General features: G+C 76.7%; 20 protein-coding genes and 1 pseudogene. 7 read left to right on the top strand and 14 right to left on the bottom strand.

The window, feature by feature from the left end; translation table 11 throughout:
• Positions 1-17 precede the first annotated feature (17 nt).
• Positions 18-1,094 carry a redox-regulated ATPase YchF gene (gene ychF / locus ITJ85_RS01440; protein ID WP_217914580.1) on the top strand — a complete coding sequence of 359 codons (1,077 nt, stop codon included), beginning with the start codon at positions 18-20 and terminating at the stop codon, positions 1,092-1,094.
• Positions 1,095-1,270: 176 nt separating this feature from the next.
• Here the strand turns inward: ychF and ITJ85_RS01435 are convergent, their stop codons facing one another.
• From ITJ85_RS01435 to ITJ85_RS01420, 4 genes are all read right to left on the bottom strand, one after another.
• Positions 1,271-2,110, bottom strand: coding sequence for a VWA domain-containing protein (locus ITJ85_RS01435; protein WP_217914579.1), 840 nt, complete (start codon positions 2,108-2,110; stop codon positions 1,271-1,273).
• 94 nt (positions 2,111-2,204) lie between these two features.
• Positions 2,205-2,693, bottom strand: coding sequence for a carboxypeptidase-like regulatory domain-containing protein (locus tag ITJ85_RS01430; RefSeq protein ID WP_217914578.1), 489 nt, complete (start codon positions 2,691-2,693; stop codon positions 2,205-2,207).
• Between the two features lie 158 nt (positions 2,694-2,851).
• Positions 2,852-3,727 (bottom strand): OB-fold nucleic acid binding domain-containing protein, encoded by an 876-nt coding sequence (locus ITJ85_RS01425; RefSeq protein WP_217914577.1) that lies wholly within the window; start codon positions 3,725-3,727, stop codon positions 2,852-2,854.
• The gene (locus ITJ85_RS01420; protein ID WP_217914576.1) at positions 3,724-6,684 is read right to left on the bottom strand and encodes an ATP-dependent helicase; all 2,961 of its coding nucleotides are present in this window, start codon (positions 6,682-6,684) and stop codon (positions 3,724-3,726) included. Before ITJ85_RS01420 ends, ITJ85_RS01425 begins: the two co-directional genes overlap by 4 nt.
• A 68-nt stretch (positions 6,685-6,752) precedes the next feature.
• On the opposite strand from ITJ85_RS01420, the gene ITJ85_RS01415 reads away from it, so the two are divergent.
• On the top strand, positions 6,753-7,967 hold the full coding sequence (locus ITJ85_RS01415) for a DUF1015 family protein (protein WP_217914575.1): 1,215 nt from the start codon (positions 6,753-6,755) through the stop codon (positions 7,965-7,967).
• Positions 7,960-8,808: an inositol monophosphatase family protein gene (locus ITJ85_RS01410; RefSeq protein WP_217914574.1), complete on the top strand. Its 849-nt coding sequence runs from the start codon at positions 7,960-7,962 to the stop codon at positions 8,806-8,808. Before ITJ85_RS01415 ends, ITJ85_RS01410 begins: the two co-directional genes overlap by 8 nt.
• On the opposite strand, the gene ITJ85_RS01405 is transcribed toward ITJ85_RS01410, so the two are convergent.
• A complete protein-coding gene (locus ITJ85_RS01405) occupies positions 8,805-9,737 on the bottom strand; it encodes a Kelch repeat-containing protein (RefSeq protein WP_217914573.1) in 933 nt (310 codons plus the stop codon). The genes ITJ85_RS01410 and ITJ85_RS01405 overlap by 4 nt on opposite strands.
• Positions 9,738-9,784: 47 nt before the next feature.
• Here ITJ85_RS01405 and ITJ85_RS01400 point away from each other — a divergent pair, with 47 nt between their 5' ends.
• The 4 genes from ITJ85_RS01400 (at position 9,785) to clpP (ending at position 11,630) form a co-directional block, all read left to right on the top strand.
• A complete protein-coding gene (locus ITJ85_RS01400) occupies positions 9,785-10,387 on the top strand; it encodes a sulfite oxidase-like oxidoreductase (RefSeq protein WP_217914572.1) in 603 nt (200 codons plus the stop codon).
• 73 nt (positions 10,388-10,460) lie between these two features.
• Complete coding sequence (locus tag ITJ85_RS01395; RefSeq protein WP_217914571.1) at positions 10,461-10,727, top strand: hypothetical protein; 267 nt, start codon at positions 10,461-10,463, stop codon at positions 10,725-10,727.
• Positions 10,724-11,035, top strand: coding sequence for a hypothetical protein (locus ITJ85_RS01390; RefSeq protein ID WP_217914570.1), 312 nt, complete (start codon positions 10,724-10,726; stop codon positions 11,033-11,035). The genes ITJ85_RS01395 and ITJ85_RS01390 overlap by 4 nt, the downstream gene beginning before the upstream one ends.
• Before the next feature lie 10 nt (positions 11,036-11,045).
• Positions 11,046-11,630, top strand: coding sequence for an ATP-dependent Clp endopeptidase proteolytic subunit ClpP (clpP, locus tag ITJ85_RS01385; protein WP_217914569.1), 585 nt, complete (start codon positions 11,046-11,048; stop codon positions 11,628-11,630).
• A 769-nt stretch (positions 11,631-12,399) separates the two neighbouring features.
• On the opposite strand, the gene ITJ85_RS01380 is transcribed toward clpP, so the two are convergent.
• The 9 genes and pseudogenes from ITJ85_RS01380 to ITJ85_RS01340 all read right to left on the bottom strand — a co-directional run bounded on the left by ITJ85_RS01380 (position 12,400) and on the right by ITJ85_RS01340 (position 21,418).
• Positions 12,400-13,236: a transglutaminase family protein gene (locus ITJ85_RS01380; RefSeq protein ID WP_217914568.1), complete on the bottom strand. Its 837-nt coding sequence runs from the start codon at positions 13,234-13,236 to the stop codon at positions 12,400-12,402.
• Entirely contained in the window at positions 13,205-14,200 is a 996-nt protein-coding gene (locus ITJ85_RS01375; RefSeq protein ID WP_217914567.1) for an alpha-E domain-containing protein, read from the bottom strand. Before ITJ85_RS01375 ends, ITJ85_RS01380 begins: the two co-directional genes overlap by 32 nt.
• 11 nt (positions 14,201-14,211) lie before the next feature.
• Positions 14,212-15,590, bottom strand: a pseudogene (locus ITJ85_RS17065) (circularly permuted type 2 ATP-grasp protein).
• A 97-nt stretch (positions 15,591-15,687) separates the two neighbouring features.
• Positions 15,688-16,896 (bottom strand): MFS transporter, encoded by a 1,209-nt coding sequence (locus ITJ85_RS01365; RefSeq protein WP_217914565.1) that lies wholly within the window; start codon positions 16,894-16,896, stop codon positions 15,688-15,690.
• A gap of 88 nt (positions 16,897-16,984) precedes the next feature.
• Positions 16,985-18,610: a chaperonin GroEL gene (gene groL, locus ITJ85_RS01360; RefSeq protein WP_217914564.1), complete on the bottom strand. Its 1,626-nt coding sequence runs from the start codon at positions 18,608-18,610 to the stop codon at positions 16,985-16,987.
• 2 nt (positions 18,611-18,612) lie between these two features.
• On the bottom strand, positions 18,613-18,897 hold the full coding sequence (gene groES / locus ITJ85_RS01355; protein WP_217914563.1) for a co-chaperone GroES: 285 nt from the start codon (positions 18,895-18,897) through the stop codon (positions 18,613-18,615).
• A gap of 95 nt (positions 18,898-18,992) precedes the next feature.
• Entirely contained in the window at positions 18,993-19,355 is a 363-nt protein-coding gene (locus ITJ85_RS01350; protein ID WP_217914562.1) for an ASCH domain-containing protein, read from the bottom strand.
• Between the two features lie 22 nt (positions 19,356-19,377).
• Entirely contained in the window at positions 19,378-19,866 is a 489-nt protein-coding gene (locus ITJ85_RS01345; RefSeq protein ID WP_217914561.1) for an NUDIX hydrolase, read from the bottom strand.
• Positions 19,867-19,927: 61 nt separating this feature from the next.
• Entirely contained in the window at positions 19,928-21,418 is a 1,491-nt protein-coding gene (locus ITJ85_RS01340; RefSeq protein ID WP_217914560.1) for a hypothetical protein, read from the bottom strand.
• Between the last annotated feature and the right edge of the window lie 39 nt (positions 21,419-21,457).

The raw sequence follows: 21,457 nt of genomic DNA, 5'->3' as shown, positions 1-21,457 counted from the left end.
CCCCGGGGGCGCCTGAGATGGACCTCGGCCTCGTCGGCCGGGCGAACGCCGGCAAGACCGCCCTGTTCTCGCTGGTGACCGGCGCGGAGGCGGAGATCGCCCCCTACCCGTTCACCACGCGCGAGCCGCAGCGGGCGATGGCCGACGTGCCCGACCCGCGCCTCGACGCGATCGCCGACGCGCAGGACATCCCGCGCCGCGTGCCGGCCCAGGTGCAGCTCGTGGACATCGCCGGGCTCGCCGCCGGCGCCGGCCACGGCGAAGGGCTCGGCGGCGCCGCGCTCGGGCAGCTGCGGCAGGCCGACGCGCTGCTGCACGTGGTGCGCGCGTTCGCCAACGCCGAGGTGCCGCACCCCGAGGAGCGGGTCGACCCGCTGGCCGACGCGGAGGCCGTCGACCTGGAGCTCGCGGTCGCCGACCGCGACCAGAGCGAGCGCCGCCTGGAGCGGGTGCGCAAGACCGCCAAGTCGGGCGACGCCGCGGCGATCGCCGAGGCCGCGGCCCTCGAGCGCCTCATCGAGGCCCTCGACGCCGGCCGCCCGGCGCGCTCGGTCGACGACGAGGCGGCGACCGCCGTCGCGGCCGACATGGGCCTGCTGACCGCCAAGCCGGTGCTCTACATCGCGAACACCGACGAGGAGCTCGAGCCGCCCGCCGACCTGGCCGCGCACGCGGCCGCGCAGGGCGCGCAGGCGCTGGCGCTGCCGGTGGGGCTGGAGCTGGAGCTGGCCGCGATGGACCCCGAGGAGGCCGCCGAGCTCGCCGCCGAGATGGAGCTGGGCGGCACCCGCGGCGCCGACGCGGTGGTGGCCGGCGCCTACCGCCTGCTCGACCTGGTCACCTTCTTCACCGGCTCGGGGCCACCCGAGGCACGGGCCTGGCCCATCCGCCGCGGCACGACGGCCGCGGCAGCCGCGGGCAAGATCCACTCCGACCTCGAGCGCGGCTTCATCCGAGCGGAGGTCATCCCGTGGGACGACCTCGTCGCCGCCGGCTCGTGGGCCAGGGCCCGCGAGGCCGCCACCCTGCGCATGGAGGGCCGCGACTACGTGGTCCAGGAGGGCGACGTCATGCAGGTGCGCTTCAACGTGTGACCGCCGCCGGGGCGGGGGCTCGTCGCCCCCGCCCCTGCCCGCGGCTACCGCTTGCGCTGCACGGTGACCGTGGTGGTCGCCCGGTCGATGCGCGCGCCGGTCTTCAGGCGGGTCACCTTCACCCGCCACAGACCGCCTTCGGGCTCCGCACCCGGAAGAAGCTCGAGGTGCGCCGCTCACGAACCGGAGCTTCCTGCCGGTCGTGCGGGTGTCGGCCATGCCGCCCGGCTGGACGATCCGCACCCGGTACGTCCCGGCGCCCCAGCTCGTGAAGAAGGTCGCGTAGCGCTGGCCCTTCGCCACCCGCCGGCGGTAGGTGCGGCGCTGCCCCACGCGGAAGGCGTTCGTCCGCTTGAGCAGCGTGGTGGCGCCGGAGGCGCGGCCGCGGCACTGGAAGTGGAGGTCTCGAGCTGCGCGTTGCTGGGGGTGGCGCTGTCGGCCCCGCCGGTCTCGCGGGCGATGCGCCTGAGCAGCGCCGTGTCGTCCTTCGAGAAGCCCCGGCCGAGCTGCACCACGCAGATCGGCCACGCCTGGCCGGTGCCGTTGAAGGCGAAGCGCAGGTGCGCGTTGTCGTACGTCCCGCCGTTCGCGCCGTCGGTGAGGAAGATGGCGGCCTTCGGCGTCTGCGGGTTGAGCGGATCGGCCGTCATCGCGCCGGGCGCCGCGGCGAAGCCGGCGTTGTAGCTCGTGCCGCCCCGGCTGACGATCCTCGTGCGGGCGAGGCGCTTGAGCCGGTTCTTCGAGGCCTGCCCGGCGATCGTGGTGCGCGGGAAGATCTCGGCGGCGTCCGGGTCGAACGCGGTGCCGATCAGGCGGTCGCCCGGGTCGGCGAGGTCCACCAGCAGCTGCACGGCGGTCTTGCGGCGGAGGCCGGTGTCGGCGCCCGACATGCTGCCGGAGATGTCGACGATCGCCGCGAGGTCGGTCGGGCCGGAGGACGCGGCCGGCGTGGGGATGGGGCCGGAGGTCAGCGTGCCGATCGTCCTCGTCACCGCCGTGCCGCCGGTCCTGTACATGAGGGTGAGGGGCCCGCTGTACGCGGCGGCCGGCGCGTCAGCGCCACCGAGGAGCTGCGCGTGCCCGACCCGACCGGCGTGCCGTCGGCGAGCGTCAGGGTGAGCCCCGTCGCGCTGAACGGCGCGAGCACGCGCAGGTAGGCGACCCCGCCCGCCGCGCGGGCACCTGGCCGCGCTCGGTCCGGACGTTGCCGGTGGCGGCCGGCGAGCCCGCCGGCGTGGAGGCGCCGCAGAGCTCGTACGGGTCGAGCACCAGGGTGGGCGCGGTCGCGTTGGTCGCGAGGCCGGCGGCCGCGGCCGTGCGCTCCTGGTCGGCGTCGCGACAGGAGTCGTGGTAGCGCGCCGTGACGCTGAACGGCGCCGTGCAGCTGCTGGTGCGGACCGTGTAGCGGCCGATCGCGTCGGTCGTCGCCGAGGGGCCGGACGTGCCGTCGGCCTCCGTCGAGCGGACCGAGATGCCGGGCAGCGCCCCGCCGGACGCGTCGGTGACCAGGCCGCTGATGTCGGCGTGGGCGGTCGCGGCGGTGCAGAGCGCGATGGCGCCGGCGAGCGCGGAGGCGCGCGCGCCGAGGCGCGTTCGCAAGGCACGGGCACGGCCGTCCACGGTCGGACGCCGGGCGGCGGGGCGCTATCCCGCGCGATGCGCGATGCGCGCCCGGCGGACGACCGGTCGCCCCGGCGGCGCGGCGGACGGAGGTCGCGAACCTCCGCGAAGCTCGGAGACCTGCATGGACCGGTCGCCTAATCGACCGGGCCCGGGCCCTCCAGCCGCGCCTTGACCCCCGCCTCGAGCGCGTTCGCCCGCCACAGGGCCAGCGCCTCCGGGCCCGCGGCGCCGGGCGCCTGGCCCGGCGGCGGCCCGTGGTGCCAGTCGATCGCGTGGAGCAGCTCGGCCCGGCGCAGCGCGGGCAGGCCGGCCCGCCGGGCTGCGTCGGCCACGATCTCGTGCCCGATCGCCAGGTGCCCCAGCAGGCGCCCCTCGTCGGTCAGCTCGAACGTCGCGCCCAGCCGGAAGGCGCGCGCGTGCCCCACGTCGTGCACCAGCGCCGCGGCGAGCAGCAGGTCGGCGTCGAGGCGCGGGTGCCAGACGGCGAGCGCCTGCACCACCGAGGCGACCCCCACCGTGTGCTCCACCAGGCCGCCGATGTAGGCGTGGTGCCCCGAGCGGGTGCACGGCATCGTGCGCCAGTCGCGCGCCAGCGCGGCGTCGCCGGTCAGCGCCTCCAGGGTGGCGCGCAGGCCGGGGTCGCCGACCTCGTCGGCGAGGTGCAGCACGAAGCCCCACAGCTCGTCCGGGTCGCGGTGGCTGCGGGGCAGCAGGTCCTCGGCCGCGACCTCGTCGGCCGCGGGCCGCAGGTGCGTGACCACCACGCTGGCCCGGCCGTCGCGCTCGGTGACCCGGCCGGTCACGCGCACCCGGTCACCCACCTCGAACCGGGTGGCGAAGTAGTCGGCCTCGTCGAAGACGACCGCCGGCACCGACCCGCTGGCGTCGGCCAGGGTCAGCGCGAGGAACGGCTTACCCTGCCGCGACAGGCGCCGCTCCTTGCGGCGCACGGCGACGACCGCCTCGAACGGCGCGCCGGCCTCGAGCGAGCGGAGCGGGGAGGGGTTCACCGGTCCTGCGCCGGGCAGATCGCGGCGAAGTCGCAGGTGCGGCAGGCCCAGGAGGTGCGCGGCTCGAAGCGGGCCGCCGCGATGCCGTCCGCCGCCTCGCGGACGGCCTCCACGCAGGCCGCGTCGTCGCCCGCGTCCGGGTGGACGCCGCGCGTGTCGCCGTCGAGCACGTGCACGAGGGTCGCCCCGCGCGGCTCGATGCCCCACGCCTCGCGGGCGCCGAGCAGGTAGAGGCGCAGCACCAGGTCGTCGTCGTCGCCGCGCGAGCCGGCGGCCGGCGGCCGGCCGGTCTTGTAGTCGATGAGCTGGTGGCCCCCCGCGGGGTGGGCGTCGATGCGGTCGACCCGCCCGTGCACCCGGTGCGGGCCCACCGTGAGCGTGAACGGCCGCTCCACCGCCACCGGCCGGGTGCGGCTGCGCAGGGTGCGCTCGTGGTACTCCGGGAAGCGCTCACGCGCCCGCGCCAGGGCCTGGCGGCCCTCGGCGGTGGCCGCGACGCCCTCGCGCCGCAGCTCGACCGCGAAGCGGCGAACCAGCGCCTCGCCGTCGCCGCCCGTGCCGCCGGGGCGGTAGTGGGCCTCGAGCGCCGCGTGCGCCGCCACGCCGATCGCCCGCGCCACGCTGGGCGGGGCGGGCACCCGGTCGACCATCGCGTAGCGGTAGCGCAGCGGGCAGCCGCGGTAGAGCTCCACCGCGCTCGGCGACAGCTCCAGCCCCGGTCGCGCGGGGCGGGGCGGGGCGGGCACGGGCGGCGCCGGCTGCGGCGGCCGCAGCGCCGCCGCGCGGGCGGCCACGAGGTCGGCGGCCGCGGCCTGGGCCTCCGCCAGCCGCTCGGCCTCGTCCGGGTCGCCCGCCGCGGCCGCCCGAGCCGCCCGCACGGACGCGCGCTCGAACGCCTCGCGCCGCTCGCCGACGGCCGCCAGCACCGCGCGCTCGGGCGCCTCGCCGACCTCCTCCACCGCGCCGCCGACGGCGGCGAGCGCCTCCTCGAAGAACGGCGAGGGCGCCTGGGCCACGCCGGCCGCGTTGACGGCGTGGGTGCACAGCACCAGGTGGCGGCGCGCGCGCGTCATCGCCACGTAGACCAGCCGGCGCGCCTCGGCCACGTGGGCGTCGCGGCCGCGGGGCAGCGCCTCGGGCAGCAGGGCGTCGGGGATGTCGACCCGGCCGCGGTCGCTGCCGGGCAGCGTCGCGCGGGTCATGCCCACCACGAACACCGCGTCGAACTCCAGGCCCTTCGCCTGGTGGACGGTCATCACCTGCACGCCGATCCGCTCGCGCGGCGCGACGCCCTCGCCGCGGTAGCCGATCTCCGCCAGGCCGCCGAGCGTGGCGGCGAGGCCCGCGGCGTCGAGGCCCGGGTCGCGCTCGGCGATCTCCCGGCCCAGGCGCTCCAGCGCCGCGAGGCCGGCGAGCCGGGCCGCGCCCTCGGCGCCGCCGGCGGCGACCGCCGCGGCGCGCAGGCCGGAGCGGTCGATGGCGGCGCGGAGCGCGTCGGCGGGGCCCAGCTCGGCGGCCGCGCGGCCGACCTCGTCGAGCGCCGCCGCCAGGTCGGCCGCGCCGCCATCGCGCGCCGCCCGCGACAGGGCCCCGGTCACCGCGCCGTCGCGGGCGGCGGCCGAGGTGACCGCGTCGGCCACCTCCTCCCAGGCCAGGCCGTAGCGCCCGTCGGCGCCGATGCGCAGGTGCTCCTGCACGGCGGCCGGGTCGCAGGCGGCGCGCAGCCAGGCGACCGCCGTCCGCACCTCCCGGCGCTCGAACAGGCCGATGCCGCCGCGCACCTGGTGCGGCACGCCCGCGCGCTCCAGGGCCTCGACGATCGGCCGCGCCTCCAGGCGCACCGCCCGCATCAGCACGGCCTGCTCCTCGAGCGGCACGCCCTCCGCCGCCAGCTCGACGATGCGGTCGACGACCGCGCGGGCCTGGCCCTCTGGGTCGGGCGCGCGCCAGAAGCGCGGCGGCGGGCCGGCGGCGGAGGGCAGCGCCCGGCTGCGCTTGGGGGCGCGGTCGGGGATCGGCTCCACCACCGCCGCGGCCGCGTCGAGGATCGACTGGGTGGACCGGTGGTTGACCTCCAGCCGCAGGTCGGCCGCGCCGGGGTGGCGGCGGCGGAAGTCGGCGATGTTCTTCGACGAGGCGCCGCGGAAGCGGTAGATGCCCTGGTCGTCGTCGCCGACCACCATCAGGCTCTCCGCCGCGCCGGCCACGACGGCCAGCAGCTCGGCCTGGGCGTGGTTGGTGTCCTGGAACTCGTCGACCAGCACGTGCCGCGCGCCCGCCTGCACGGCCTCCCGCCGGTCCGGGTGCTCACGCAGCAGGGCCAGCGCGCGCACGATCGACAGGCCGAAGTCCTCCCGGCCGTCCTCGTCGAGCCACCGGTCGTGCAGCTCGAAGACGCGCGCGAACTCCAGCTCGCGGCGGGCGCGGTGGGCGGCCGAGGCGGAGCCGGCCGACGCGACCGCGGCCTCGGCCCAGCGGCGGTAGTCGGCCGCGGAGACGAGCTGGTCGCGGCAGGCGTCGATGCGCGCCAGCAGGTCCTCGACCAGGCGGGCGCGGTCGCCGCGCAGGTCGTGCAGGCGCAGGTCGAGCTCGCCCAGGCGGTCGAGCAGGGTGAGCGCCCGGTCCTCCTGGCGGGCGACGCTCACCGCCGGCAGCAGGCCGCGCTCCACGCCGTGGACCCGGGTGATCTCCTGCGCGTACGCGTGGAAGGTCGTGACCCGGAGGGTCTCGTGGGAGGACCCGAGCAGGTCCTCGGCCCGCGCGCGCAGCTCGATCGCGGCCTCGCGGGTGAACGTGAGCGCCAGCACCTCGGACGGCGCGGCGCCGCCGCCGACCAGCCAGGCCAGGCGCCGGCAGAGCACCCGGGTCTTGCCCGCCCCGGCGCCGGCGAGCACGACGGCGGGCCCGGCCGGGTGGGTGACGGCTGCGCGCTGCTCGGGGGTGAGGTCGGCCTGCACGGGACCGGTCATGGTAGCCCTCGCGCCGGACGCCCCGGCGGCCCGGGGCCTTGCTAGAGTCGCCGCCCGTGGCCGACGTCCGCCCCTTCCGCGCCCTGCGCTTCGCCGACGCGGCGGGGCCGCTGGGATCGCTCGTCTCCCCGCCGTACGACGTCATCTCGCCGGAGGAGCGGCGCGGCTACATGGCCGCGAGCCCGTACAACGCGGTGCGCCTGATCCTGCCGGAGGTCGGCTACGAGGAGGTCGCCGGGCTGATCGAGTCCTGGCGCGAGCAGGGCGCGCTGACCCGGTGCGAGGAGCCGGTCCTGATCGCGTGGACCCAGTCGTTCACGCTCGCCGACGGCGTGCCGCGGGAGCGGCGCACCGTGCTGGGCGCGGTCGGGCTCGAGCCCTACGAGGCGCGCGTCGTGCGCCCCCACGAGCGCACCCACGCCGGCCCCAAGGAGGACCGGCTGCGCCTGACCCGCGCCGTGCGCACCAACCTGTCGCCGGTCTTCGGCCTCTACCCGGACGCCGAGGGCGCCGCCTGGGCCGCGGTCGCGCCGGACGGGCCGCCGGACGCCGAGCTGACCGACGCCGACGGCACGGTGCACCGCGTCTGGCGGATCGCCGACCCGGCCGCCCACGCCGCCTTCGCGGCCGCGATGGCGGACCGCTGGATCCTGATCGCCGACGGGCACCACCGCTACGAGACGGCGCTCGCCTACCGCGACGAGCTGCGCGCCGCCGGCGCCGGCCCCGGCCCGCACGACCGGGTGATGATGGGCCTCACGGCCCTCGACGACGACGGCCTCGTGGTGCTTCCGACGCACCGGCTGCTCGCCCGCTGGCCCGACGACGCCGCGTCGGCGTTCGAAGCGACCCCGGTGGCCGACCTGGCCGCGCTCGAGGCCGCGTTGCGCGACGCGCCCGAGGACGCGCCCGCGATCGGCCTGCTGCGCCCGGGCGGCGCGTGGCTGCTCACCGGCGAGCCGGGCCCCGCGGCCTCGCCCGCCGAGCGGCTCGACGTGGCCGCGCTCGAGCGGGAGATCCTCGTGCCGCACCTCGGCGCCGACCAGGCCGCCCTGGCCCACGACGAGGAGCTCTCGTACACGAAGGACGCCGCCGAGGCGCAGGCGCTCGTCGAGGCGGGGCGCGTCGCCGCGGCCCTCATCCTGCGCGGCATCCCGAAGACGGCGATCGCCGAGGTCGCCGAGGCGGCCGAGACGATGCCGCAGAAGTCGACCTACTTCTTCCCCAAGCTCCTGACCGGCGTGGCCTTCCACTCGCTGGTCGATGGCTGAGGGGCTCGCGGAGACCGACGCAGCCGTCTGGCTCGCCGCCTTCCGGCGGGCCTGCGACCTGATCGCCGACGGGGCGGCCGCCATGTCGCCGGCCGAGCGGCGCGAGCCCTGCGGCACGGGCGCCGGCGGCGACGAGACCGTGCGCATCGACCGCATGGCCGAGGACCTCGTCCTCGGCGAGCTCCGCGCCACGGGCCTGCCGATGCGGGTAATCGCCGAGGAGGAGGGCGACGTGGCGATCGGCGACCCCGGCGACCGCGCGCCGACCGTGGTCGTCGACCCGATCGACGGCAGCCTCAACGCCAAGCGCGGGCTGCCGGTCTTCGCCACCTCCCTCGCCGTGGCCACCGGGCCGCGCATGCGCGACGTCGTGCTCGGCTTCGTGCGCGACCACGGCACGGGCGAGGAGTGGGTGGCCCGCCGCGGCGCGGGAGCCTGGCTCGACGGGGCGCGCCTCGAGGCGCCGCCCCCCGTCCCCTCGCCCGTCGACGGCGGCCCGCGCCTGGAGCTGCTGCTGGTGGAGGGCGCCTACCCGTCGCGCATCGGCGGCCTGGCGACGCCGCTCGACGGGCGGGTGGGCCGGCTGCGCGCGCTCGGCTCGCTCGCCCTCTCCCTCTGCCACGTCGCCGCGGGCCGCGGTGACGCGATGGCGGGCCTCGCCCCGGGGCGGTCGGTCGACGTTGCCGCCGCGCAGCTCGTCGTGCGCGAGACGGGCCTGCACGTCGGGATGCCGCGCGCCGCCGACGTCGACGCCGCCCCGCTGGCGATCTCGGCCCGGTACCACGTGACCGCCGCCGCCGACCCGGCCACGCTCGACCTGCTGGCGGGGCTCACGGGCTAGCGGCGGGCGACCCGCAGCGCCATGAGGGTGGGGCTGGCGGTGAGCCCGGGCCCGGGGCCGCCGAGCGCCTGGTAGACGGTCCGGCCCACCCCGACGGCGGCGGCGCCGTGCCGCGGGCGCGGGCTCGGCGGCAGCGACCGCCACCTGCGGGCGGACGGGTCGAAGGCGTCGATCGCGGCGATCGTGCCCGACGGCCGCTCGCCGCCCAGGGCGACGACCGTGCGCGCCACGGCGGCCGCCGCGCCGCCCCCGCGCGCGGTGGGCGCGTCGGGCAGGCGGGTCCAGGCGCGCCGGACGGGGTCGTAGGCCTCGGCCACGGCCACGTTGGTGCCGAGCCCCGCCGTGCGCCCGCCGATCGCGTAGACGCGCCCGCCCGCGGCGGTCACGCCGAGGTGCTCGCGCGGCGGCGTGACGCCGTCGAAGGCGGTCCAGCGCAGGGTGCGCAGGTCGAGGTGCAGCGAGCGCCGTGCGAGCCCGCCCGGCCCCACGCCGCCGACGACGTAGACGCGGTTGCGCACCAGCGCGGCGCCGCCCGCCGCCCGCGGCCGGGGCATGGGCGGCAGGGGCCGCCAGCGGCGGTCGAACAGCACCCAGGCCCGGTCGCTGGGCTCGCCGTCCCGGGCGCGGTAGCCGCCGACCACGTAGAGGCGCCCCTGGCGCCCGACGGCCATGGCGTGGTGGAGCGGCTCGGGGAGGTCCGGCAGGCGCGTCCACCGGCGCCGGCGCGTGTCGTAGACGTCGACGCGGGGCGACGGGGCGCCGTCGGCCGTCAGGCCGCCCACCACCGCGACGCGCCCGCCGGACAGCAGCGCCCCGGCCACCTCGGTGCGGGCCTCCGGGGCCGCCTCCAGGTGCCGCCACGCGGGCCCGGCGTCGGAGCAGCCGGTGGCCGCGAGCAGCGCTGCGAGTGCGACGATGCGGTACCGCACGTCGCGCCAGCGTACTATCCGCCCGGGAGCCGTCGGCGGAGGGGCCCGTGGGGCTGTTGCGGAGGTCGGGGATCAGCGACGAGGAGCGGGCGCGCCTGGCGCCGGGCCAGCACCTCGTGCGCGACTTCCCGGTGCTGCACGCCGGGACGATCCCCTACACCACGCCCCCGCCCGACTGGGACCTGCGCGTCTGGGGCGCCGGCCTCGACGGCGAGCTGCGGTGGACCCTCGACGAGCTCCGCGCCATGCCGGCCGAGCGCGTGGTGTGCGACATCCACTGCGTCACGACCTGGTCGAAGCTCGACACCGTCTGGGAGGGCGTCCGGCTGGCGCCCCTGCTGCGCGAGCTGGGCCTGCGCCCCGAGGCGAGCCACATCGTGGCCCACGCCGAGCACGGCTACACCGCCAACACGCCGCTCGGGCACGCCATGCGCGACGACGTGCTGATCGCGCACCGCTACGACGGCGCCGACCTGACGCCGGAGCACGGCGGGCCGGTGCGGCTGCTGGTGCCGAGCCTGTACTTCTGGAAGAGCGCCAAGTGGCTCCGCGGCATCGAGGTCCTCGACCACGACGAGCCGGGATACTGGGAGCGCCTGGGGTACTCCAACACCGCCGACCCGTGGAAGGAGGAGCGCTACGCCTTCTGAACCCCGCATCGACCCGCTCGACGAGTTCGATCAGATCGCCCGCGTCACCCGGCTGGTGGGCCGCTGCGCGGCCGTGGGCGTCCCGGTCTGGCTCGTGCTGCTGCTGCTCGTCCCCCGGACGGGCCTCGGCCCCATGCCCTCCCTGTTCCTCGCCACCGTGCTGACGGCCGCCGTCGTCGTGGCCGTGGAGCGCCGCCGCTCGCGGCACGCCAGGGCCGCCGCCGCGCCGCACGCCCGGCCGGCCGAGCGCCGGCCGATGAGCGCACTCGCCGGTGCCGGCATCGCGCTCGGCGCGATCGTGGTGCTCGCCTACGTCGTGTTCGTGCTGGTGGCCGCATGACGCCGACCTACGACTGGGCCAGGCAGTTCGGCAAGGCGTACGTCGGCGCCCTCAACACGGGGCCGGAGGCCTTCGCGGCCCTCTTCGCCCCGGGCGCCGACGTGCAGGTGGGCGACCGCGAGGGCCCGCCCGAGCTGGTGCGCGAGGCGACGCCCCCCGGCCGCTCGGCGTTCCGGCGGGCGCGCATCGAGGAGCCGTGGGTGGTGCTGACCGTCCGCGTCATCGACCGGGCCGCCGAGCAGGTGGACGACCGCCCGCACCGGCTGCGGTTCGACGACGCGGGGCGGATCACCGCGCTCAGAGCGTAAGCTCGCCCGCATGAGCCCACTGATCCCCATGGTCGTCGAGCAGACCTCGCGCGGCGAGCGCTCGTTCGACATCTACTCCCGCCTGCTCAACGAGCGGATCATCTTCCTCGGCACGCCCGTGGACGACCAGATCGCCAACCTGATCGTCGCCCAGCTGCTGCACCTCGAGAGCGAGGACCCCGACAAGGACATCTCGCTCTACATCAACTCGCCGGGCGGCTCCGTGTACGCCGGCATGGCGATCTACGACACGATGCAGTTCGTCAAGCCCGACGTCGCGACGATCTGCTGCGGGATCGCGATGAGCATGGGGGCGCTGCTGCTCACGGCCGGCGCAGCGGGCAAGCGGTTCGCGCTGCCCAACTCGAAGGTGATGATCCACCAGCTCTCCGGCGGCTTCAGCGGCCAGTCGAGCGACATCGAGATCCACGCCCGCGAGGCGATCGCGATGCGCCGCCGGCTCGACGAGATCATCGCCAAGCACACCGGCCAGCCCATGGAGAAGGTGCGCGAGGACACGGAGCGCGACTACTTCATGAGCGCCGAGGAGGCCACGGCCTACGGCCTGGTCGACCGCGTCATCAGCTCACACTGACCCAAGGCGTCCCGCCGGGCCTCTCGCGGGCCCGGCGGGACGCGCGAAACGCCTCTGGCCGAGGCGTTTCGCAACCGGCGGCACCGCCTTCGGCGGGGCGGGCCGCCTCGGGCGTCTGCGACCACGCGGCACAGCGCGTCCGGCCGCCTCATCGCATTCACTGGGCCGGGGGTCGAGCCGGTCGGCTTGACCGTCCCCGCGGCGTTTGCAACCATCGTTGCACGGGATGAAGCGCCGTCGGGGCCGCGTCCCGGCCCGGGCTCTCCGTCCCCCTGCAGCGTCGGATCGAGCCGTGGAGCAATGCGTCACCGCCGTCTCCAGGTTGTCACCGCACCAGCAGGCCCGGCACCCGGCAACGCGACGCCGGCCCAGGCGATGCTCGCGCGCTGGCGCGACGGGCGGACGACACCCGTGGGACGGGGCGCACGCCGATACCGACACCACCCGGCGATCGCGACCACCGGCCGGGGGCGCGTGGGCCCCCTGCGCGTCGCGGCGCCGTCACGACGAGCACGCGGCCGCGTGACGTCCGCCGGCACGGGCGGACGGGCCGCGGGGAGGTGACGCCTTTGGATGCGGCGATCGAGGGCGGTACCGTCGGCTGAACCGCCGGGGGGCCGCCCGCACCCACCGGACACACGACAGCCCACCGCGGGTCGCTCGCCCGACAGGGCGGGCGGCCGGCGGAGGGCGACGGACGAGGACGACGGGGCCGTCGCCACGACATCGGGACCCCGGTGGCGACGGCCCCACGGCGTGCGCGGAGCGCTCAGCCCGGCAGCAGGCGCACGTCCACGGTCACGGTCATCGCCTCGGTCGGCGGGCCGAGGTAGCTGCCGCGCAGGGGCGGCACGTCGCCGTAGTCGCGGCCGACGGCCACCCGCACGTAGTGCTCGTGCGCGGGCTCGGGGTGCGTGGGGTCGAACTCCACCCATCCCGCGCCGGGGATCGCGACCTCCACCCACGCGTGGCTCTCGCCCGGCCCCTGGTGGCCGGGCAGGTGGAGCCAGCCGCTCACGTAGCGCGCGGCCAGGCCGCGCTGCCGGGCGCAGGCGATCATCAGGTGAGCCATGTCCTGGCACACCCCGCGGCCGACCCGCACGACCTCCTCCACCGGGGTGTCCACGGCGGTGACGCCCGGCTCGTAGACGATCGCCGCGTTGACGCCGCCCTCCAGCGCGCGGGCCCAGCCGAGGACGTCGTCGCCCCCGAGCGCCAGCCCCCGGGCGAACTCCTCCAGCGCGGCGGACGGGCGCACGTGCGGCGACGGGGCGAGGAACTCGGCGTGGGCGTCCCGGTACCCCGGGTCGGCGAGGGCCGCGGCGCCCGCGCCCGCCCGCGCCGGCGCGGGCGGGCGCGTGACCACAATCGCCTCGGACTCCACCACCAGGGTCTCGTGCGGCTCGGTGAGCTGGAACCAGCGCACCTCGTTGCCGAAGGCGTCGCGATGGCCGGCAAGCTCGGCGCCCGGCTGCACCCGCAGGTGGCGCCACTCGACGTCCTGACGGCCGTCGGCCCGTGGCGTCAGGCGGACCTCGTTGACGCTCTCGCCGACCGGGCCGGCGTAGCGGATCTCAGTTCTGTGCCTGGCGTGCAGCCTGGGCATGCTGTCCGATCGGCCGACGCTCGGCGCCGGCGAGGAAGCAGGACGCGGTCAGGGCCTCGTCGATGGAGGCGCAACGCACCAGCAGGCGCTCGATGAGGTCGCCGGCCTCGCCGGCGTCCCAGGGCCGTCGCGCGGCGCCGTCGAGCATGTCGCGCGCCGTGCGGGCGAGCAGGAGCGCGGCCGGGTCGGGCGCCATGGCGTCCATGGCCACGAGCGCGCCGATCGCCGCCTCGACCTCGCCGAGGGCGAACGCCACCGACCGCGGGAAGCGCCGGTCGAGCAGCAGGAAGCGGGCCACGGCGCCGGCCGAGAGCGATCCCGCGTCGCTCTGGACGTACGCCTCGAAGGCCGAGGCGTCGCCGAGCAGCATCCGCCGGCCGTGCAGCTCGAGCACGTCCGCGCCCGGCGCGTCGGGGCCCGGGCCGCGCCGCTCGCGCACCAGCCGGGCCGCGCGCTCGGCGCGCTCCAGCGCGCGCCCCAGCCGCACGAACCACCACCCCTCGTCGCGGCGCATCGACTGCTCCACGAGCCCGCAGACCAGGGTGACGGCCCGGCGGACGTCCCGGCAGAACGGGTAGACGCCGTCGCGGGCGATCCGCTGCGGCGGCCAGCCGCCCAGCTCCAGCCAGGCGTCGTTGACGCCCTCCCAGACGTCGGTGGGCAGCCGGTCGCGCACGCTGCGGGCGTTCTCGCGCGCCCGCTCCAGGCAGGCGGCGATGCTGTCGCGGTTGTCGCGGCCGAAGGTGAGGAACCACGAGACGCTGCGCTCGTCGGCGCGCCGGTGGGTCTCGAGGAACGCACGGAGGTCGCCGGCCACCCGCACGACCGCCTCCCACACCAGGCGCCCGCCCGCGCCGTTGGCCGCCCGGCCCTCGAGCGCCGCCGCGTGGCCGGCCTCGAGCAGCCGCGCGAGCGCCTCGGCGCGCTCGAGGTCGCGGGCCGTCCAGTAGAGCGCCTGGGCCACGCGGGCCAGCATCAGGCGCGCAGCACCCAGGTGTCCTTGCTGCCGCCGCCCTGGCTCGAGTTGACGACCAGGGAGCCGTCGCGCAGGGCCACGCGGGTGAGCCCGCCCGGCACCACCCGCGTGCGCTCACCGTGGACCACGAACGGCCGCAGGTCGACGTGGCGGGCGTGGAAGCGCTCGCCCACCAGCACCGGCGCCCGCGACAGGCGCACCGTCTCCTGGGCGACGTAGCCGCGCGGGTTGCGGCGCACCCGCGCGGCGAACGCCTCGCGCTCGCCCGGCGTCGCGTGCAGGCCGATCAGCATCCCGTAGCCGCCGGCGCCGTCGACCGCCTTGATCACGAGCCGGTCGATGCGGGCCAGCGCGCGCTCGCGTTCCTCCTCGTCGTCCAGTAGGAACGTCGGCACCTGCTCGAGCAGCGGCTCCTCGCCGAGGAAGTAGCGGATGATATCGGGGACGTGGGCGTAGACCGCCTTGTCGTCGCCCACGCCGGTGCCGATCGCGTTGCAGACCGCCACCGCGCCCTCCCGGTGGGCCTGCACGAGGCCCGCCACGCCGAGCAGCGAGTCGGAGCGCAGCGAGGCCGGGTCGAGGAACACGTCGTCCACCCGCCGGTAGACCACGTGCACCCGCTCGCGGCCGGCGGTGGTGCGCAGGTACACCTTGCGCCCGCGCACGACCAGGTCGCGCCCCTCCACGAGCGGCACGCCCATCTGCTGGGCGAGGAAGGCGTGCTCGTAGTACGCCGCGTTGGCCGGCCCGGGTGTCAGCACCACGACGCGCGGGGCGGCGCACCCCTCCGGCGCCGAGGCGAGCAGCGCCTGCAGCAGCAGGAAGGGCCCGTGGCCGACCGGCTCGACGTGGTGGTCGGCGAAGGCCTCTGGGAGGGCGCGCTGCATGAACGCGCGGTTCTGGACGACGTACGAGAGCCCCGAGGGGCAGCGCAGGTTGTCCTCCAGCACGCGCCAGACGCCGCCGTCGTCGCGCACGAGGTCGATGCCCGCCAGGTGCACCCAGCGCCCGGCCGGCGGGCGCACCCCGGCATCGCCCGCACGTAGCCCTCGCTGGTGCTCACCAGCGCGTTCGGCACCACGCCGTCGGCCACCGCGCGGCGCTCGCCGTAGACGTCCGCGACGAAGCGGTCGAGGGCGCGCACCCGCTGCTCCAGCCCGGCCTCGAGGACGGCCCACTCGTCGGCGGGGATGACGCGCGGCAGCAGGTCGAACGGGAAGGGGCGCTCGCGGCCGCCGCTCGCGAACGTGATGCCCTGGGTCAGGTAGGCGCGATCGACCAGGGCGCTGCGGGCGGCGAACGTCGCCGGGCGCAGCTCGCGCAGGCCGTCGAACAGGCGCGCGTAGGCCTCGCGGGGACGGTCGGGCTCCTCGAACATCTCGTCGAAGAAGCCGTCGGTCCTGTAGTCGGTGAACAGCGGCACGGCGCCCTCCGCGGCGGCCTCGCACAGCGGCGCGACGGTACCAGCGGCCCCCTCATCCGCCCTTTGGCCGGGTGGCCAAAGCGGGCTCGTCCGCCTGCTCCGGCGGGAGGCCGCGCGCGGCCAGCACGGCCACCACCAGGGCGAGCGCCGCGGCGAGCGCGACCGTGGCGGTGAACGGCAGCAGGGCGCTCGCCCCGGCCCCGAGCAGCGGGCCGGCGGTGTAGCCGGCGGCGAAGACCACCGTCAGCACCGCGGAGCTCAGCCCGTAGCTGCCGGCCATGCCCGCCCGATCGACCGACTCCACCATGAGGGGGCCGGTCGGCGCCGCCAGGGCGGCCATGCCGGCGCCGACCACGGCGAAGGCGATCGCGACCGACCATGCCGGGCCCACGCCGACCAGCGGCAACCCCGCGGCCATCAGCAGCCCGCCCACGAGCAGCGGCCCGCGCCGGCCGCGCCGGTCCGACCAGCGCCCCGCGACCGGCAGCAGCGTGAAGTGAGCCAGCAGGCCGGCGGCGAACACCAGGCCCACTGCGGTCGACGACAGGCCGAGGCGCTCGTCGAGGTCGAGGGGCAGCAGCGGCTCGAGCAGCGCGAGCGTCCCCGCGACCAGCGCGAGCGCGGCGACGGCGACCCGCGCCTCGCGCACCCGGCCGAGGCGCGCCAGCGCCGGCAGCAGGCGCGGCGGCGCCCCGTGCCCCGGGCGACGCGTCTCCGGCACGAGCAGCGTGGGGACCACGGCGAGCGCCGGCAGGATCGCCGCCAGCAGGAACGCCTCGTCGAGGCCGACGGCGTCGATCAGCAGGCCGCCCGCCAGCGGTCCCACGAGGCCGAGCGCCCCGCCCGCCGTCTCGGCGAGGCCGATCCGCAGGCCGAGCTCGGAGCTGGGGTACACGTCGCTGATCGCCGCGAGGGCCGCCGTCCAGACGAGCCCGGCCGCGAGGCCCTGCACCGCGCGCGCGGCGGCGAGCAGGCCGGGCGAGTCCGCCAGCGCGAAGCCCAGCGTCGCCGCCGTCAGCATCACTACCGCCATCACCATCACCGGCCGGCGGCCGGCCCGGTCCACCAGGCCCGCGGCGCCGAGCGCCGCCAGGAGCTGCGCCACCGGGAACGCCGCGAAGATGAGGGCGCCCACGGCGTCCGAGAACCCGTGGCGGTCCTGAAAGCCCGGAAGCGCGGGGACCACCATCGTGAACAGGATGGTGTCGAGCCCGATGAGGCCCGTCGCCGTCCAGAACACCCTGCCGCGTCGCGCGCTCATCCGCTCCGGTCCATCGATCCTCCCCCGGGACGACGAAGGGGGCCCCGAGGGGCCCCCTTCGCGAACCTCACACCGGCGCGGCCGGTGCTTACATCATGCCGCCCATGCCGCCCATGTCGGGCATGCCGCCGCCGGCGCCGCCCTCCTCGGGCTTGTCGGCGACGACGGCCTCGGTCGTGATGATGTTCTTCGCGATCGAGGCCGCGTTCTGGAGGGCCGAGCGGGTGACCATGGCCGGGTCGATGATGCCGGCCTTGACCAGGTCCACGTACTCGCCGGTGTCGACGTTGAGGCCCTGGCCGTCCTTCTTCTCCTTGATCTGGCCGACCACCACCGAGCCCTCCAGGCCGGCGTTCTCGGCCAGCTGGCGAAGGGGCTCCTCCAGCGCCCGGCGCACGATGGCGGCGCCGGTGGCCTCGTCGCCGGACAGCTCGAGCGCGTCGAGGGCCGGGATGGCGTTGACCAGCACCACCCCGCCGCCGGGCACGATGCCCTCCTCGAGGGCCGCCCTCGTCGCCTGCAGGGCGTCCTCGACGCGGTGCTTGCGCTCCTTCATCTCGGTCTCGGTGGCGGCGCCGACCTTCACCACCGCCACGCCGCCGGCCAGCTTGGCCAGGCGCTCCTGCAGCTTCTCGCGGTCGAAGTCCGAGTCGGTGGTCTCGATCTCGGCCTTGATCTGCTTGATGCGGCCCTTGATCTCCTCGGCGTCGCCGGCGCCGTCGATGATCGTGGTGGCGTCCTTGGAGATCACCACCCGGCGGGCGCGGCCCAGCTGGGCGACCTGGGTGTTGGCGAGCTTGAGGCCCATCTCCTCGGCGATCACCTCGCCGCCGGTCAGGATGGCGATGTCCTCGAGCATCCGCTTGCGCCGGTCGCCGAAGCCGGGGGCCTTCACGGCGATGCCGGTGAAGGTGCCGCGCAGCTTGTTGACGATCAGGGTGGCGAGGGCCTCGCCCTCGACGTCCTCGGCGATGATCAGCAGCGGCCGGCCCTGGCCGATCACCTGCTCGAGCAGCGGCAGGATGTCCTGGACGCTGGAGATCTTGCCGCCGTGGATCAGCAGGAAGGGGTCGTCCAGGACGGCCTCCATGCGGTCCTGGTCGGTGACCATGTAGGGGCTCATGTAGCCGCGGTCGAACTGCATGCCCTCGGTGAACTCGAGGTCCATGCCGAAGGTCTGGCCCTCCTCGACGTTGACCACGCCGTCCTTGCCGACCTTCTCGATGGCGTCGGCGATCACGTCGCCGATCGCCCGGTCGCGGCTGGAGATGGTCGCCACCCGGGCGATGTCCTCCTTGCCGGCGATCTCCTTGGCGCGCGAGGCGATGTCGGCCACGACGGCCTCGACGGCGGACTCGATGCCGCGCTTGAGGCCCATCGGGTTGGCGCCCGCGGCCACGTTCTTGAGGCCCTCGCGCACGATCGCCTGGGCCAGCACGGTGGCGGTGGTGGTGCCGTCGCCGGCCACGTCGTTGGTGGCCGTGGCCACCTCGCGCACCAGCTGGGCGCCCTGGTTCTCGAAGACGTCCTCGATCTCGATCTCGCGCGCGATCGTGACGCCGTCGTTGGTGATCGTGGGCGCGCCGAACTTCTTGTCGAGGACCACGTAGCGGCCCTTGGGGCCGAGGGTCACCTTGACCGCGTCGGCCAGGGTGTTGACCCCGCGCTCGAGGGCGCGCCGGGCGTCCTCGTCGAACTTGATCAGCTTCGGCACGCTCAGACCGCCTTCGCCAGGATGTCCGACTCGCGGAGGATGAGGTACTCCTCACCGTCCACCTTCACCTCGGTGCCGCCGTACTTCGAGTAGATGACCTCGTCACCCTCGGCGACCTGCGGCGGGACGCGCTGCCCGTCCTCGTACCGGCCCGCGCCGACGGCGATGACCTTCCCCCGCTGCGGCTTCTCGGCGGCGGTGTCGGGCAGGACGATGCCACTGGCCGTCACCTGCTCCGCCTCGATCGACTGGACGACCACGCGGTCGCCCAAGGGCTGCAAGCTCATGCAGTCTCCTCGTGGTTGGCACTCGTAACCTGTGAGTGCCAAGCGTGCCACCGGTGCGGCGTCAGATCAAGCGTCCGGCCGGCCCGCCGGAGCGCTCACTTGAGCGACGGGAACTCGATGACCTCGCTGAAGTGGATGACCGAGACGGTGTCGTCGAGCGCGACCTCGCGCGAGTAGATGTGCGAGAGGAAGTGGAGGGTGTCCTCCACCAGCCGGAACTCCGGGTTGTCGCGCTCGATCTCGCGCTGGCTCAGCTCGCGCACCGGCTTGACCGCCACGTCGTCGATGATGGCCGTGAAGATCCGCTGCCGTGGTCCGTGCCGGTGGCCCACGGTGACCCACACGAGCTGGCCGCGACGGTACTTGTGGGACTTGTCCCCCAGCCGGATGGTGGCCGTCTTGCGGCCCTTCCGGAGCTGGTCGATGAACAGCGGCGAGTAGAAGTTCAGCGCGTACACGGGCGTCCTCGGGGGCCGGTGGTCAGTGCGGGCGCGGGCGCGGCCCGTTGCGGCCGTCCTTCGCGCCCGGCCCACCGTAACCTTCCGCCGCCACCCAGGCGAGCGCGGCCTCCGCCACGCGCCGCTCGCCCGGGTAGGTGAGCAGCGAGGGCGCGACGCGCAGGGGCGCCAGGCGGACGCCGTCGACCTCGCCGTCGTGGTGCGCCACCGAGCCGGAGCGGTACTCGAGCAGGAAGAACCCCACGTGCTTGGTGATCCGCGCGCCGAGCGAGCGCGACCAGAACACGTAGGAGATGTCCTCGAGCGGCGCGAGCAGCCTGCCGCGCAGCCCGGTCTCCTCGCGGGTCTCGCGCAGGGCGGCATCCTCGCGGGTCTCGCCGGGCTCGATGTGGCCCTTGGGCAGGCCGAGCACCGCGCCGCCGCGCGTGGCGATGAGGGCGACCATCAGCTCGGGGCCCATCCGCAGCAGCAGGACGCCCCCGGCGGAGCGCTCGGTGATGACGCGGCTCATGCCCGGATCGCGGCAGGGGCGCGCCGCCGCCCGGGGGCGGCGGCGCGCGGCGCGCTCGTCGTTACTTGCCGCCGAAGAGGCGCTTGAGGAAGCCCATCAGGCCGCCGCCGGACGACGGCTCGTCGGCCGCCGGGGCGGCCTGCGCGGCCACGGGCTCAGGCGCGGCCTGGTCGGCGCCCGCGGTCGCGGCGCCGTTCGTCGCGCTGGAGGTCGCCGACGGCGCGCTGCCGCCCCCGTCCCCGACCCACTTCTCGAGGGCCTCCCAGCCGGTCGTCCCCGACGGACCCGATGCCGCGGGCGCCGGCGCCGGCTCCCCGGGCTGGGCGGTCTCGCGCGACGCGGCGCCGGCCGCCGTCCCGCCGCCGCTGCCGACCCACTTCTCCAGGGCCTCCCAGCCGGTCGTGCCGGACGGGCCCGAGGACGCCGGCTGCGCGGCCTGGGCACCGCCGCCACCGCCGCCGCCGCCGACCCACTTCTCCAGGGCCTCCCAGCCGGTCTTCCCGGAGGGGGCCGAGGGCGCCGGCTGCGCGGCCTGGGCACCGCCGCCGCCACCGCCGCCGACCCACTTCTCCAGGGCCTCCCAGCCGGTCGTGCCGGACGGGCCCGAGGACGCCGGCTGCGCGGCCTGCGCGCCACCGCCACCGCCGCCGCCGACCCACTTCTCGAGGGCCTCCCAGCCGGTCGTGCCGGAGGGGCCCGACGCCGGCTGCGCGGCCTGGGCGCCGCCGCCGCCACCGCCGCCGACCCACTTCTCGAGGGCCTCCCAGCCGGTCTTGCCGGAGGGGCCCGACGCCGGCTGCGCGGCCTGGGCGCCACCGCCGCCACCGCCGCCGCCGACCCACTTCTCGAGGGCCTCCCAGCCGGTCTTCCCGGAGGGGGCCGAGGGCGCCGGCTGCGCGGCCTGGGCACCGCCGCCGCCACCGCCGCCGACCCACTTCTCCAGGGCCTCCCAGCCGGTCGTGCCGGAGGGGCCCGAGGACGCCGGCTGCGCGGCCTGCGCGCCGCCGCCACCGCCGCCGCCGCCGACCCACTTCTCGAGGGCCTCCCAGCCGGTCGTGCCGGTGGGGCCCGACGCCGCCGGCGCCGCCTGCGCACCGCCGCCACCGACCCACTTCTCCAGGGCTTCCCAGCCGGTCGTGCCGGAGGGGCCCGAGGACGCCGGCTGCGCGGCCTGCGCGCCGCCGCCACCGCCGCCGCCGCCGACCCACTTCTCGAGGGCCTCCCAGCCGGTCGTGCCGGAGGGGCCCGAGGACGCCGGCGCCGCCTGGGCGCCGCCGCCACCGCCGCCGCCGACCCACTTCTCCAGGGCCTCCCAGCCGGTCTTGCCGGAGGGGCCCGAGGACGCCGGCGCCGCCTGGGCGCCGCCGCCACCGCCGCCGCCGACCCACTTCTCCAGGGCCTCCCAGCCGGTCTTGCCCGAGGGGGCCGAGGGCGCGGCGGACGCGTCGGAGGAGCCACCCGAGCCCCCGCCGACCCACTTCTCCAGGGCCTCCCAGCCCGTCTTCTGAGCGCCCCCGGCGATGGGCGGCAGGAAACGACGGGGACGGCTCATGAACGCTCCTCCAGCAGGTGTCGGACTCGGTCGGACCAC

This window comes from Miltoncostaea marina (assembly GCF_018141525.1).
Taxonomy (GTDB): Bacteria; Actinomycetota; Thermoleophilia; order Miltoncostaeales; family Miltoncostaeaceae; genus Miltoncostaea; species Miltoncostaea marina.
Note: the sequence above shows the minus strand (reverse complement) of the source record. Positions and strands in the feature narration are given on the sequence as shown.

Excerpts from the sequence above, each read along its gene's own strand:
- ychF (WP_217914580.1), top strand. The coding sequence starts at position 18 with ATGGACCTCGGCCTCGTCGGCCGGGCGAACGCCGGCAAGACCGCCCTG.
- ITJ85_RS01435 (WP_217914579.1), bottom strand. The coding sequence starts at position 2,110 with ATGTACAGGACCGGCGGCACGGCGGTGACGAGGACGATCGGCACGCTG.
- ITJ85_RS01410 (WP_217914574.1), top strand. The coding sequence starts at position 7,960 with ATGGCTGAGGGGCTCGCGGAGACCGACGCAGCCGTCTGGCTCGCCGCC.
- ITJ85_RS01390 (WP_217914570.1), top strand. The coding sequence starts at position 10,724 with ATGACGCCGACCTACGACTGGGCCAGGCAGTTCGGCAAGGCGTACGTC.
- clpP (WP_217914569.1), top strand. The coding sequence starts at position 11,046 with ATGAGCCCACTGATCCCCATGGTCGTCGAGCAGACCTCGCGCGGCGAG.
- ITJ85_RS01380 (WP_217914568.1), bottom strand. The coding sequence starts at position 13,236 with ATGCCCAGGCTGCACGCCAGGCACAGAACTGAGATCCGCTACGCCGGC.
- ITJ85_RS01365 (WP_217914565.1), bottom strand. The coding sequence starts at position 16,896 with ATGAGCGCGCGACGCGGCAGGGTGTTCTGGACGGCGACGGGCCTCATC.
- groES (WP_217914563.1), bottom strand. The coding sequence starts at position 18,897 with ATGAGCTTGCAGCCCTTGGGCGACCGCGTGGTCGTCCAGTCGATCGAG.
- ITJ85_RS01345 (WP_217914561.1), bottom strand. The coding sequence starts at position 19,866 with ATGAGCCGCGTCATCACCGAGCGCTCCGCCGGGGGCGTCCTGCTGCTG.
- ITJ85_RS01340 (WP_217914560.1), bottom strand. The coding sequence starts at position 21,418 with ATGAGCCGTCCCCGTCGTTTCCTGCCGCCCATCGCCGGGGGCGCTCAG.